This window comes from Brevundimonas sp. S1H14 (assembly GCF_047716865.1).
Taxonomy (GTDB): Bacteria; Pseudomonadota; Alphaproteobacteria; order Caulobacterales; family Caulobacteraceae; genus Brevundimonas; species Brevundimonas naejangsanensis.
In genome coordinates this window covers 1,705,524-1,717,576 of the sequence record NZ_CP136679.1, presented here as the reverse complement: position 1 = coordinate 1,717,576, position 12,053 = coordinate 1,705,524, and the positions used below count along the sequence as shown (strand labels likewise).

Below are 12,053 nucleotides of genomic sequence, written 5' to 3'. Positions count from 1 at the left end.
GAACGGGCGCGGCTGGTACAGACTCGCCTCGCCCCTGCCCTGTCGTCGCATCAACCTCGGCCGGAATCAACGGACGTTTTCACGCGCCCGCTTCGACGAAGCGTCAGCCTTGCGGCGCTGTGCGGACGACTTCGCCCTTCAACTGGCGGTCCACTGGGGCGTCTTCGGCGTCCGCAGCGGGCGTCACAGCCGGCGCGGCGACGCGATCCAGCGTCTCCAGCAGGCCGTCCCACGGCAGGGCGCCGCGATTGCGGATGGCGTTGTAGTTGTCAGCCGGATCATAGGCGTCGATGGCCGGATCCAGATTGGGACCGCCCAACCGCCCCATCGCCGCCAGCAACTGAGCCTGAGCCACGTATTCATTGCGGCGCGCGCTGGCCAGGGCGACCTCTGCGCTACGCAGTTCCAGTTCGGCGTTCAGCACGTCCAGCGTGGTGCGCAGGCCGACCTGCGCTTCCTGGCGGACGCCCTCGGCGGCGACCGAGGCGGCGCGTACGCCTTCCTGGCCAGCGGCGACGCTGGATTTGGCCGAAGCGCTCTGAGCGTAGGCTGAGCTGACCGATTGCAGCACGGTGCGGCGCTGGCCCTCAACGTTGATCTGGGCGGCGTTGGCGCGTTCCAGAGCCTGTGCGACGCGCGACCGGTTCAACCCTCCCGTGAACAGCGGCACCGAGACCGAAGCCCCTGCGGTGAAGCTGGTGCGATCCGACAGGTCAAAGCCGGACAGGTCGTTGGCGGTCCCGCCGTAAGAGGCCGTCAGCCGCGCCGAAGGCAGATACTCCGAGCGCGCGGCCGCCACGTTCGCCTCGGCCGCCTGCTGGGCGTAGAGGGCGGCCAGAACACCGGGGTTTTCAGCCAGGCCGACATCCATCGCCGCATCGAAGTCCGAAGGCAGCCCGGGCAGAACCGGCAAGGCCTGAAGGTTGGACGGCGCCTGCCCCACCACGGCGGCGTAGGCCGCGCGCGAGACCGACAACTGCGCCTGAGCCCCGGCCAGGTCGGATTCGGATTGCGCCAGACGGGCTTCTGACTGGGCCACGTCGGTGCGGGTGATCTCGCCCACTTCAAAACGGGCGTTCGATTCGTCCAGCTGGCGGCGCAGGACCTGCAGGTTCTCCTGGCGGATACGCAGGATCTCCAGATCGCGCACCACATCGGCGTAGGCCTGGACGACCGAAGTCATCACCTGCTGCTCGACCTGACGCAGGTTTTCACGGCCCGCCATGACGTTGGCCTCAGCAGCCGAAATGCCGTGCGATACCCGGCCTGCCGTCCAGATGTTCTGGCTCAGGCTGACGCTGGCGCTGGCGCCGTCGCTTTCGATCGTGCCGCCGCTGGTGGTGGTGCTGCCCGGCAGCGTGCCCGTGGCGTCCGGCACGCCGTCGCCGTTCGTATCGATCGGGATGGTCTGGCCGGGAATGGTCGTGGTCACGCGATCCGTGCGCGTGCGGCTGTAATCAACGCCCGCAGAGGCGTTGATGGTCGGCCGCAGCCCGGCGCGCGCCTGAACAATGGATTCGTCCAGGGCGCGTTGATTGGCGCGCTGGGCCAGCAGGGACGGATTCGTCCGATAGGCCAGACCGATCGCTTCCTGAAGCGACTCGGCCAGAACCGGCGTCGCCCCCATCGTCAATGCGACCAGTGCGACCGAAGCGAGCGCGCGCGAGCGTTTCAACATGAACCTGTCCCTGCCTGACGCCCCCGTTCGGCGCGCCTGTAGTGCCTTCTAACGGCGTAGTTGGCGGCTAGCCTCGCCCGACGCCAGTTAAGTTTTTTTCACGCAGTGCAACGTCTGTTCCGTCGCACAAGAGGCGCTAGAGCGCAAAAGCAGGCGCCGGCGTCATTTCCGGCAGCAGGTCAGGCGCCGCATCGAACAGTTCGCGGCGCGACACGCCTTCACGACCACGCACATAAAGAACCGCCGCACCGCTGGCGCCGTCGCGCTCCACCACGGCCAAGCGGCCGCCGGGACGCAGGGCCGCGATCCAGGATTCGGGACGCTCGATCACCGCGCCTTCGCTGACGATCAGGTCATAGCCTTCGCCTTGCGGCTGGTTCAGCGGCGCGACCGCCGTCTCGACTCCAGCCTCGGCCAGAGCCGCGCCGACCACCTCGAACACGGCCGCATCTGATTCCTGCGCCGTCACCTTCAGGCCCATGTCCGCCAGCACGGCGGCGGCGTAGGGCGCCGCGATCGCCAGCGCCTTCTCGCCCGCACGGGCGTCCAGTCCCTGCAACAGCTTGGCCACATCGCGCGGCAACATCAGACGGCGACCGTTCGCGATCTCCGGCTCGACGTCGGCATAGGCCGAGAAGGCGCGGTCAGGGGCGCAGAATCGCTCGCGCTGCACAGCGCCGATGGCGGCGTGCAGTTGGCGGTCGGTGACGTCGTTCACGCGGACCTGCGAGTCCAGCATCACCTTGCGGGCGGCGGCGAAATCCATAATCCGAAGTCCTTCAGGTCGGCTTAGGCGAAGAAATGTGACGCGCTTATAGGTCCGTGCGTTGCAGCGGACAATCCGATCTGATAGCTGACGGCCCTCGCGATGGCGGGGCCTCTGGAAATGGGGGCCGCGGCCTGATGGCGGAGTGGTGACGCAGAGGACTGCAAATCCTTGCACCCGGGTTCGATTCCCGGTCAGGCCTCCATCGCGATGAAACATCGAGAAAGCCGTCCTTCGGGGCGGCTTTCTTGCTTTCAGCCGTGCACCAACCTCGCCGTTGTCACGTGATGCAGGGCCACGGCGCTGGTCGCCGCCACGTTCAGCGAATCGAATCCGCCCGCCATGCGAATGCCGACGGGGCGGCAGCGCGCGATGATCTCTCCCGGCAGGCCCGGCCCCTCGCTGCCCAACAGAATCGCGGTGCGCGGCGCGGGCGCCAGTTCGGCCAGCGCCTGATCCGCCGACGGCGTCAGGGCCAGCACTTCGAATCCCCTGCCCTGCAACAGGTCGATCATGCTTCCTGCCTCCAGCCCCGTCGCCATAGGCGTACGCAGGACCGCGCCGACCGACACCCGGATCGCCTTGCGGTAAAACGGATCGCAGCAGGTCCGATCCAGCAGCACCGCCCCTGCGCCAAAAGCGGCGGCGTTGCGAAACAGGCCGCCCATGTTGTCGTGATTGCCGATCCCGCAGGCCATCACGACGACGGCTCGATCCGGCAGGCTGTCCAGCAGAGCGTCCGGGTCGACCGGATTCGGCTTGCGCCCAAGGGCGAGGATGCCCCGATGCAGATCAAACCCCGCCACAGCGTTCAGAACCGCTTGGGGCGCCACATGGACGGCCACGTCCGCTGGAAGACGCTCCAGCACGTCTCTCAACCCCTCCAGCCGCTTCTCGGCGATCAGAACCGATACCGGCGCACACAGCGACGCCCCGGACGCCAGGACGCGCAGAACCACCTCTCCCTCGGCGACGAACAGCCCCTGCCGCCCGGTCAGGTCGCGTTCCTTCACATCGCGAAAGGCGACGACGCGGGGATCATCAGGATCGAAAACAGTGCTCGGTGTCATGCCGCCCCTTGTAGCGCAGGGCTTTGCGAAAAAATTTGGCGATTTCTGCGTTTTACCCGTTGCATGAATCGAAAAGGCGCTGCTATACGCCGGCCTCCCCCGAGGGGATGTTCCGCGGTAGCTCAGTGGTAGAGCAGCCGACTGTTAATCGGCTGGTCGTAGGTTCGAATCCTACCCGCGGAGCCACTCGGGGGATTGAAATCCCTAGACAATCTGACCAAGAGATCGGAGCCCTCCGTTCTAGCTTGGCCGTTTAGAACGGCGTTTAGAACGGTACTTTTGGACGAAATCGTCCCAGGTTCCCGCTCGCTTCACATTGTCTTGAGCGCGAAGCCCAACCGCGTCGTTACGGTGATGAAGTAGCGGGGCGGATCCCCGGCGCTTCCAAGGCATGATCGATCTCCTTTCAGGGGGGCATCATGGGACAGTTTCCGGTGAAGCGATTTCTGCGCACGCCTGAGGCGGGTCGGTATCTCGGACTATCCGGCCGCACGCTCGAAAAGCATCGCACCTATGGCACAGGCCCCGTCTATCGGAAGCTTGGCGGCAGGGTCGTCTACGATATGGAAGACCTTGCCGAGTGGGCCGATCGCGGCCTCCATCGATCGACCAGCGAATCCCACCTGGGTCCTCATGCCGCAGCTCCGCGTGGGGAAGGCGCGCCTCCCGCCCGACACTGAGCGGCTAGCGTATTGCTGGGGTGGCGAAATCGTCCTTGGCGCCCGTGCTATAGGTGCCTCTTGGACGACCCCGCTCCTCCCAAAGGACCTCATGGCGCGACACCCCCGGATCTCGACCAGGCTTTCCGCAGCCAACCTCGTCCATCTCGGAGCCCCCCGCCTGGCGGACCTGCTGATCGAGGCCGGCGCCGGTAACGCCAATCTCAAGCGCCGTCTTCGTCTTGAACTGGCGGCCGAGGCCGGTCCCGACCTCCTCGCCCTTGAGATCGACAAGCGCATCACTGCCGTCTCCGTCGCCCGCACACGTGTATCCTGGCGCAAGCGCGGCGAACTGATCGACGACCTGAACACGCACCGCGACATGATCGTGGAACGCCTGGCGCCCGAGGCTCCCGGCGAGGCGCTCGCCGTTCTCATCCGCTGGTTCGACCTCTATCCTGGCCTGGCCGCCCGCGTGAAGGACACCAAGGGGGAACTGCCCGCCGCCTTCGAGGCCGCCGCGCCGGATCTCTTTGCTCTCGCCGAGACCGTCGACGATCAGGCGTTGCGCGACCTGATCGACGCTCTGCGCCGACGTCCGCAGGATTACGCGCGCTGGATCTCCGCCGGCGGCGATGCCCTCGGTCCTCGTGCGGCGCGCCGGCTGCTCGACAGCCTGGACGCCTCGGCCGGAAAGACCCCGTCGGGCCGCAACCTGCTTCGCCGCTTGGCGAATAAGGCGGAGGACCTCGACCTCTGGCTCTCGCTCGTCACGCCCGAGCAGGCCGGGTCGCCCGACATCGCCGCCGACATCGCCCGCCGTCTCCTCGCCGCGGGACGCATTGCGGAAGCCCGCGCCGCCCTCGAAGGCGCCCTGAACCCTTCACCGCTCAATCGTCGCTGGACCTTCGGCCACAACCCGACGGACGGCGCCCCGCGCCTGTCCTCCGCCTGGGAAGCCGCCTCCATCGACGTGCTCGACGCCGAAGGACACCGCCAGGAGGCCCAGGATCTGCGCTGGAGCCTGTTCGAGCGCGACCTGTCGGCACCCGTTCTTCGGGATTACCTCTCACGACTGCCCGACTTCGATGATGTCGAGGCCCTGGACCGGGCGTTCGCCCACGCCTCGACCCATCCGGACTTCGAGGCGGCCATGCGGCTGCTGATGGACTGGCCCGCCCACAGGGAGGCGGCGGCGCTCGTCCTGGCGCGTCCCCGTGAAGCCCGGCAACTCCGCCTCCAGGCGGGTGACTGGACGTCACGCTTGGCCCAGCGCTATCCCGAAGCCGCCGAAATCCTCACAAATTAGGTTCGTTTTTCAGTATAATGCCCTGAAAATAATAGATTATCTCAGGGCTGTCATCGGCGAGATCGAATGCCGCCAACCCGCCGCGCCTCGTCGGAAAGCCGATAGACAGAGCCGGATCCAGCGTCGCGCCAGCGCAACGCCGCCTTCCGGCGAAACCGCATGACGCCGGGCGCGATAAAGGAGACGCCTATGATCTCCCATAGACCGGCCCGTCGCGATGCCAGGCTCAAGTTGCAGGGTCGTGATCTGGCCGACCTTTATCTTCTGAATGGAATCTATCGCGCTGGAGAGATTCCGGCCGGAGCGACACGCCACACCGTGTTGGACAGATCGTCGGCCACCAGCAGAATCCGGTGCTGGGGATCAAACCAAACGCCCACGGGACGGCCGCGGGCCTCGCCATTGTCCGTCAGAAACCCGGTCAGAAAATCGACGGGCTCGCCGGCTGGCCGGCCTCCCGAGAACGGAACCCACGCAACCTTGTACCCGGCCAGATCCTGCCGGTTCCAGCTCCCGTGCTGTCCGATGAAGGCCCCTTCGGTGAAGACCCCGCCGAAGCCGCCGTCGCGGGCGAAGGACAGTCCCAGGGCGGCCACATGGGCTCCCAGGGCGTAATCCGGCTTTACCGCCGTCGCGACCAGTTCGGGCTTCTGGGGCCGCACGCGCGGGTCGAGATTTTGTCCCCAGTAGCTGTATGGCCAGCCGTAGAAGGCGCCGTCGCGAACCGAGGTCAGATAGTCTGGAACGAGTTGCGGCCCGATTTCATCCCTTTCGTTCACCACGGCCCAAAGGGCGGCGCTCGACGGCTCAATCGCCAGAGCGGTGGGATTGCGAATGCCGCGGGCGATGGTTCGGCGCGCGCCTGTGGAGCGGTCGACAGCCCAAACGACCGCCCGCTCCTCCTCCACGGCCATGCCCCGCTCGCCGGCGTTGCTGTTGGAGCCGATGCCGACATAGAGTGTCGAACCGTCTGCGCTGGCGGTCAGAGCCTTGGTCCAGTGATGGTTGAGCGCGGACGGTAGACGCGTCACCTCTTCAGGCGGCGCCGTGATCCGGGTCTGCCCTTCGACATAGGGGAAGCTGACCAGAGCATCCTGCTCGGCCACGTAGATGCGGCCATCGACATAGGCCAGGCCATAAGGGGCGTTAAGACCGCCTATGAAGACTGTGCGAACTTCGGCGCGGCCGTCGTTATCGGCGTCGCGCAGCAAGGTGATGCGGTCGCCGCCGTTCACCTTGGTGTTGCCCTGCTTCTTGATGACCCCGGCGATGACGTCCTTGGGCCTCAAGGCCGGCGCGCCGCCGCCCCGCCCCTCGGCCACGAGGATGTCCCCGTTAGGCAGGACGAGCATCTGACGTGGAATACGCAGGTCCGTAGCCAGGGCCGTCACCACGAAGCCCTCGGGCGCGCGCGGCGTTTCATCGCCCCATCCGACAGGCTTGGCGATACGCATCGGCGGCAGCAGGGTTTCCCGAATCTCGGGCAAGTCAGGCTTCGGCCCGACTTCATTGACGCCTTTTTCGCTTTCACCGCAGGCGGCCACAGCCACGGTCGCGCCCAAGACGCCGCATAGAAGGATGTTTCTGCGGATCATCGGCTCGCCTCCTCATCCAGCATCCCGGAGTAGCGCAGCCATCCGGCGCTCAGCGCCAGCGCGCAGCATAGAACGGACAGGGTGAAGCCAAAGGCGCCCACGGAACTCCAGCCGTCCTGGCTATGCTTGAAGGCGTTCGTCAGGCCGACAACACACAGGGCGCCGAGAGCGCCGCTGTACAGAAGACGCAAGCCGCCGCGACGGCCCCGGGCCAGGTCGACCAGGCTCCACACGAAGGCGGCGCCGCCAAACATCAGGCCGCCGACAATCGCCCAGGAAGAGAAGTTGCTCCACTGCATCTCCGCAGTCCGAAGATAGGCCGCATCCGTCGCCGTCCCGAGGCTGAACAGGGCGACCGGAAAGCTCAGGATCAGCGCCTGCACGGCCCGGCCCGGGCCCGCTGCTCTGGTCATGGCCGGCTCTCGGCGAACTCGATGCGACCGACGACGCGGGATCCACGCGCCCTCATCCGTCGTCTCAGTTGCTCGCGGATGCTCCAGCCTTCCAGATGCATCAGATCGCTGATCGTATAGCCTTCCCGGGCAAGGGCCTCGCGCACGTCGCTGACCTTGAGACAGGCATGGTCTTGCTCGGCGATTTCAAAGGCGCGTTCGATGACGTGGGTCTGGTTCATGGCTCCTCCTCAGTCTGAACCAATCGGCCGGAAGCCATGCGGTTCCGAGGCCGAGCGATATGACGCAGGTCAACGACGGGCCGCAGATTGGATTGCTCAGAACGCCAGCGGCGCCGTCTGCCATGTCACCCCGACGGCGGCGACGAAAGCGCCGGTCAGGGCCACGCGCCGCTCCCACAGGCCCGGTCCATCCGGGACAGGGCGCCGCGCTATGACGATGGCCGCAACGGCGATCAGCGCCAGACACAGAAGACTGAAACCCAGCCCGACCCAGCGGCCGCCGGCCGCCTCGGTGGAGGACCAGACATCTGCGGCGCTGGCCAGCAGATAGAGTCCCAGGAAGTGCGCGGCCCAGATCAGCAGACCCGCCGTCATGGCCAGCCAGCGCTTCACGATCCGCCGCCCGGAAACAGCCGGATCAGCAGCAAGACCATCGCCGCCTGCCCCGCCGTATAAGTCATGAAGAGGCTGATCAGGTCGACCGTGGACGGCCGGTCGGCCGACAGCCGTCTGAACGCTCGACGCAACAGGATGTAGAGGCCCATCAAGGCCCCGATCGCCGCAAAAGCCCCTGCCCAGCCCAGAAGGGCGAAGACCGCAGCGCCCTGACTGGTAGCGTCAGGCTTCAGGCCGGCGAACCACCAGGCGCGAAGCTCCAACCCGACCGCCGCCGCGGCTCCGACGGCGCTGACGACCAGAAGAGCCGTCGCCAGGGTCTCTGCTCCCCTCCCCGCCCGGCGCAACACGCGCGGCCCTGCGACGGCGCACAGCCCCGCCAGCGCCAGAGCGCCAAGATGCAGCATCAGGGACGCCATCTCCGGCGACGCCTGCCACAGGTCCGGTCGTCGGCTCCACAGGAAGACATAGGAGAAGCCCGCCAGCAGGCAGACCATACCGCCGACGATCAACACGATCACCATGGCCCACCAGCCGTGGCTGGAAGGGCCCGAGACATAGTTCGGCACGCGAACGCCCGCCCCGATATCGGTCGTCTTGCGATTGTGCGGCGCGTCCAGGAACCAGCACCAGCGCATGATGCAGTAGATCGCCAGCACCCCGCTGACTACGGCGACTGCATAGGCCTGGATCGTCAGAATGAGGAAGAAGCCCGCCGTGAACACGGCGCTGAAGACGTGCCAGGGCGACGGGCGCGGAAGACGCAAGACATACTGCGGCTCTGCGTTCAGGGGGCTGGTCACGAGGGTCTGACGCTCGCCTCCCGCCGCGCCGGGCAGGAACCAGCGCCCCTCCCGCACCTCCTTCGCCAACCCCTTCTGCTCCCACAGCGGATAGAGGCTTTTCACCACCGGGACGGATCGCACGGAATAATAGCCGCTGGGCAGCCATTCCAGGCCCGGGCCGTCGTGGATGTTGCCCGCCTCGCGCGGTCCGAAGGGGCGGAAGTTGCGGATCATGTCGATGACCCACAGCAGGACCGCCAGACCGAACAGGAAAGCCCCTATGGTCGAAATGAAATTGGGCAGGTCCCAACCGCGTCCCGGCAGATAGGTGTAGACCCGGCGCGGCATGCCCATCAGCCCCGTCAGGTGCATCGGCATGAAAGCGATGTTGTGACCGGCGAACATCAGCCAGAAGATCCATTTGCCCATGCGCTCGCTCAGCGGCCGGACGCTGGACATCGGCAGCCAGTAATAGATGGCCGCGAACATGGGAAAGACCATGCCGCCGATCAGCACGTAGTGCAGGTGCGCGACGATGAAGTAGCTGTCGTGGGCCTGCCAGTCGAAGGGCACCATGGCGACCATGACCCCGGTCAGCCCTCCCATGACGAAGATGACCAGACCGCCGACGGCGAACAGGCCGGGCGTGGTGAAGCGCATCTTTCCCGCCGCTATGGTGGCGATCCAGGCGAAGACCTGCACACCTGCAGGCACGCTGACCGCCATTGAGGCGGCGCTGAAGTAGTTGATGCTGATCTGCGGCATGCCGGTGGTGAACATGTGGTGCGCCCACACGCCGAAACTGATGAAACCGGTCGCCAGCATGGCCATGACCACCAGGGGGTGCCCCACCAGCTTGGTCCGCGCCATGGCCGGGATGATGGTCGACATGGCGCCCGCCGCCGGCAGGAAGATGATGTAGACTTCCGGGTGGCCGAAGAACCAGAACAGGTGCTGCCACAGCATGGGGTCGCCGCCCTTGAGCGGGTCGAAGAAGGGCCAGCCCAGCGCTCGTTCCAGCTCCAACAGCAGCGTCGCCAGTATCACCGAGGGAAAGGCGATGATGATCATGCAGGCGAAGATCAGCATGGCCCAGGCGAAGATCGGCAGCTTGTCCAGCGTCATGCCGGGCGCGCGCGTCTTCAGCACCCCGACGATGATCTCGATCGCGCCCGCGATGGCTGATATCTCGATGAAGCCGATGCCCAGCAGCCAGAAGTCGGCGTTGATCCCCGGCGAGTAGGTTATCCCGGTCAGCGGCGGATACATGAACCATCCCCCATCCGGCGCCAGGCCGAAGAACAGGGAGCAGAAGAAGGCCAGGCCGCCGATCAGATAGGCCCAGAAGGCATAGGCCCCCAGACGCGGAAACGGCAGGTCTCGCGCGCCCAGCATCTGCGGCAGCAGCAGCACGCCCAGCGCCTCGACCGCCGGCACGGCGAACAGGAACATCATCACCGTGCCGTGCATGGTGAAGATCTGGTTGTAGGTTTCCTGTGGCAGGAAGCCGGTCATCGGCAGGGCCAGCTGCGTACGCATCAGCAGCGCCAGCACCCCCGCCAGCACGAAGAACAGCATGGCCGCGCCGACGTAGTAGACGCCGATGATGTTGTTGTTGATCGCCGTGATCCACTCGCCGGGACGACGCGGACCGCACCAGGCGGCCTCCAGCTCCTCCAGCTCGCCGTCCGGACGCGGCCCCTCGGTGGGAAAGCGATCGTATTTGCGGACGTCGAAGCCGGTTTCCGACGTCATTTCAGACTGTCCAGATAGGCGGCCAGATCGCGCAGTTCGCGCCCGGTCAGGACCGGATAGGACGGCATGCGGTTGCCCGGCTTGATGCCCTGGCTGTCGGCGATCCACCCCGCCATCGTCCCCTGATTGTTGGGCAGGATGCCCGCGCCCAGCGTCTGGCGCGAGCCGACATGGGTCAGGTCCGGCCCGGCAAGCCCGTTGGCCTCGGTTCCGCGTATGGTGTGGCAGGCGCCGCAGCCCGAGGCGCTGAACACCCCCGCCCCCGGCAGGACGGACGGCGCGGCCGATGCGGCCTGACGGGCCCGCCAGGCCTCGAAGTCAGCCTCGGCATGGGCGACGACGACGAAGCCCATCAGGGCGTGAGGTCCGCCGCAATACTCAGCGCACTGCCCCGCGTAGACTCCCGGCCTGTCAGCCTGCAGCCGCATGAAGTTGCGGCGGCCGGGGATCATATCCGTCTTGCTGCCCAGGCGCGGGACCCACAGGCTATGGATGACGTCGGCGCTCTCCAGTTCGATCACCACCGGACGGCCGACGGGGATGTGGACCTCATTGGCGTCCTGCACCGTTTCGCGGCCCTGGCCGTCCAGATAGGCCACGCGCCACCACCACATCTCGCCGGTGACGCGCACGCGCATCTCGCCGTCGCGGGGCGCATCCGACACGCGCGCCGTCACGCTGAGGCCGTAGATCAGCAGGCCCGTCAGCACGACCACCGGAAAAGCCAGACCGCCGATCCAGACCAGGCGTTCGCCACCCACACGACGTTTCCACTTCCTCGGCCCGAACAGGGCGACGCCCAGCGCCATCAGGACGACGGCCAGCACCACCGCCCCCATGACGAACAGCACCCAGGCGACCACCGTCACCGGCCCGGCGAACGGCCCGGCGGGGTCCAGCACCGGCGGTGGCCAGCCGCCCAGCATGTCCGGCGTCTCAGTCGTCATCGAGGGTATAAAGATAGGCCGCTATGTCGCGGGCTTCGGCTTCGCTGAGGCGCATGGGCGGCATGCCGGTGTCGGGCAGCAGCGACGGCGCGTCGCGCACGAAGGCGGCCATGACCGCAGGCTGGTTCGGCAGGCGCCCTGCAACCATCGGCCGCGCCGCCACGCCCGCCAGCGATCCGCCGGTCCGCCCCTCGGGCCAGGCCACGCCGGGAATGGAGTGGCAGGCGCCGCACCCATGCGTCCGGACAAGGCGAAGTCCCTCGGCCGCATCGGCGCCCGCCAGGTCGCGCGACGCCCCGCCCTTGTCCGCGCAGGCGGGCAGGCCCAGCAGGCCGACGGCCAAGACCGCCGCCCCTATCTTCCCCATCGTCGCGACATGACGGCATCCGGCCCCTTTCAGCTTCACCAGAACCAATCCATCGAACGGCCAGGGGTTCCGAGGCGGAACCGGCGCCGCAA

At 66.9% G+C, this 12,053-nt stretch carries 12 protein-coding genes and 2 tRNA genes; 4 read left to right on the top strand and 10 right to left on the bottom strand.

Annotated elements, in window-relative coordinates:
* Positions 1 to 103: 103 nt before the first annotated feature.
* Together RSD66_RS08380 and RSD66_RS08375 are read right to left on the bottom strand one after the other, a co-directional pair.
* Positions 104 to 1,678, bottom strand: coding sequence for a TolC family outer membrane protein (locus tag RSD66_RS08380; protein ID WP_024352867.1), 1,575 nt, complete (start codon positions 1,676 to 1,678; stop codon positions 104 to 106).
* Between the two features lie 136 nt (positions 1,679 to 1,814).
* Positions 1,815 to 2,444: a protein-L-isoaspartate O-methyltransferase family protein gene (locus RSD66_RS08375; RefSeq protein ID WP_024352868.1), complete on the bottom strand. Its 630-nt coding sequence runs from the start codon at positions 2,442 to 2,444 to the stop codon at positions 1,815 to 1,817.
* Positions 2,445 to 2,575: 131 nt separating this feature from the next.
* Here RSD66_RS08375 and RSD66_RS08370 point away from each other — a divergent pair.
* Positions 2,576 to 2,649, top strand: a tRNA-Cys gene (locus RSD66_RS08370).
* A 49-nt stretch (positions 2,650 to 2,698) separates the two neighbouring features.
* Here the strand turns inward: RSD66_RS08370 and RSD66_RS08365 are convergent.
* Positions 2,699 to 3,514 carry a TrmH family RNA methyltransferase gene (locus RSD66_RS08365; RefSeq protein ID WP_415287277.1) on the bottom strand — a complete coding sequence of 272 codons (816 nt, stop codon included), beginning with the start codon at positions 3,512 to 3,514 and terminating at the stop codon, positions 2,699 to 2,701.
* A 111-nt stretch (positions 3,515 to 3,625) separates the two neighbouring features.
* Between RSD66_RS08365 and RSD66_RS08360 the strand changes: the two genes are divergently transcribed.
* The 3 genes from RSD66_RS08360 (at position 3,626) to RSD66_RS08350 (ending at position 5,482) form a co-directional block, all read left to right on the top strand.
* Positions 3,626 to 3,700 (top strand) — tRNA-Asn (locus tag RSD66_RS08360).
* A 233-nt stretch (positions 3,701 to 3,933) separates the two neighbouring features.
* Positions 3,934 to 4,194: a helix-turn-helix transcriptional regulator gene (locus RSD66_RS08355; protein WP_415287276.1), complete on the top strand. Its 261-nt coding sequence runs from the start codon at positions 3,934 to 3,936 to the stop codon at positions 4,192 to 4,194.
* A gap of 91 nt (positions 4,195 to 4,285) precedes the next feature.
* Complete coding sequence (locus tag RSD66_RS08350; RefSeq protein ID WP_415287275.1) at positions 4,286 to 5,482, top strand: DUF6880 family protein; 1,197 nt, start codon at positions 4,286 to 4,288, stop codon at positions 5,480 to 5,482.
* Between the two features lie 275 nt (positions 5,483 to 5,757).
* On the opposite strand, the gene RSD66_RS08345 is transcribed toward RSD66_RS08350, so the two are convergent.
* The 7 genes from RSD66_RS08345 to RSD66_RS08315 form a co-directional block, all read right to left on the bottom strand.
* A complete protein-coding gene (locus tag RSD66_RS08345) occupies positions 5,758 to 7,077 on the bottom strand; it encodes a PQQ-dependent sugar dehydrogenase (protein ID WP_415287274.1) in 1,320 nt (439 codons plus the stop codon).
* Positions 7,074 to 7,490 (bottom strand): DUF2231 domain-containing protein, encoded by a 417-nt coding sequence (locus RSD66_RS08340; protein ID WP_415287272.1) that lies wholly within the window; start codon positions 7,488 to 7,490, stop codon positions 7,074 to 7,076. The genes RSD66_RS08345 and RSD66_RS08340 overlap by 4 nt, the downstream gene beginning before the upstream one ends.
* Positions 7,487 to 7,711, bottom strand: a complete 225-nt coding sequence (locus tag RSD66_RS08335; protein ID WP_003168221.1) for a hypothetical protein — start codon at positions 7,709 to 7,711, stop codon at positions 7,487 to 7,489. Before RSD66_RS08335 ends, RSD66_RS08340 begins: the two co-directional genes overlap by 4 nt.
* A gap of 96 nt (positions 7,712 to 7,807) precedes the next feature.
* Positions 7,808 to 8,104 (bottom strand): hypothetical protein, encoded by a 297-nt coding sequence (locus tag RSD66_RS08330; RefSeq protein ID WP_415287271.1) that lies wholly within the window; start codon positions 8,102 to 8,104, stop codon positions 7,808 to 7,810.
* Positions 8,101 to 10,647 (bottom strand): cbb3-type cytochrome c oxidase subunit I, encoded by a 2,547-nt coding sequence (locus tag RSD66_RS08325; protein ID WP_415287270.1) that lies wholly within the window; start codon positions 10,645 to 10,647, stop codon positions 8,101 to 8,103. Before RSD66_RS08325 ends, RSD66_RS08330 begins: the two co-directional genes overlap by 4 nt.
* On the bottom strand, positions 10,644 to 11,594 hold the full coding sequence (coxB, locus tag RSD66_RS08320; RefSeq protein WP_415287269.1) for a cytochrome c oxidase subunit II: 951 nt from the start codon (positions 11,592 to 11,594) through the stop codon (positions 10,644 to 10,646). Before coxB ends, RSD66_RS08325 begins: the two co-directional genes overlap by 4 nt.
* On the bottom strand, positions 11,584 to 11,937 hold the full coding sequence (locus tag RSD66_RS08315; protein ID WP_415287268.1) for a c-type cytochrome: 354 nt from the start codon (positions 11,935 to 11,937) through the stop codon (positions 11,584 to 11,586). The genes coxB and RSD66_RS08315 overlap by 11 nt, the downstream gene beginning before the upstream one ends.
* Positions 11,938 to 12,053 lie beyond the last annotated feature (116 nt).

Coding starts and splice junctions, on each gene's coding strand:
- RSD66_RS08325 (WP_415287270.1), bottom strand. CDS start 10,647: ATGACGTCGGAAACCGGCTTCGACGTCCGCAAATACGATCGCTTTCCC.
- RSD66_RS08340 (WP_415287272.1), bottom strand. CDS start 7,490: ATGACCAGAGCAGCGGGCCCGGGCCGGGCCGTGCAGGCGCTGATCCTG.
- RSD66_RS08345 (WP_415287274.1), bottom strand. CDS start 7,077: ATGATCCGCAGAAACATCCTTCTATGCGGCGTCTTGGGCGCGACCGTG.
- RSD66_RS08380 (WP_024352867.1), bottom strand. CDS start 1,678: ATGTTGAAACGCTCGCGCGCGCTCGCTTCGGTCGCACTGGTCGCATTG.
- RSD66_RS08365 (WP_415287277.1), bottom strand. CDS start 3,514: ATGACACCGAGCACTGTTTTCGATCCTGATGATCCCCGCGTCGTCGCC.
- RSD66_RS08355 (WP_415287276.1), top strand. CDS start 3,934: ATGGGACAGTTTCCGGTGAAGCGATTTCTGCGCACGCCTGAGGCGGGT.
- RSD66_RS08375 (WP_024352868.1), bottom strand. CDS start 2,444: ATGGATTTCGCCGCCGCCCGCAAGGTGATGCTGGACTCGCAGGTCCGC.
- RSD66_RS08350 (WP_415287275.1), top strand. CDS start 4,286: ATGGCGCGACACCCCCGGATCTCGACCAGGCTTTCCGCAGCCAACCTC.
- coxB (WP_415287269.1), bottom strand. CDS start 11,594: ATGACGACTGAGACGCCGGACATGCTGGGCGGCTGGCCACCGCCGGTG.
- RSD66_RS08335 (WP_003168221.1), bottom strand. CDS start 7,711: ATGAACCAGACCCACGTCATCGAACGCGCCTTTGAAATCGCCGAGCAA.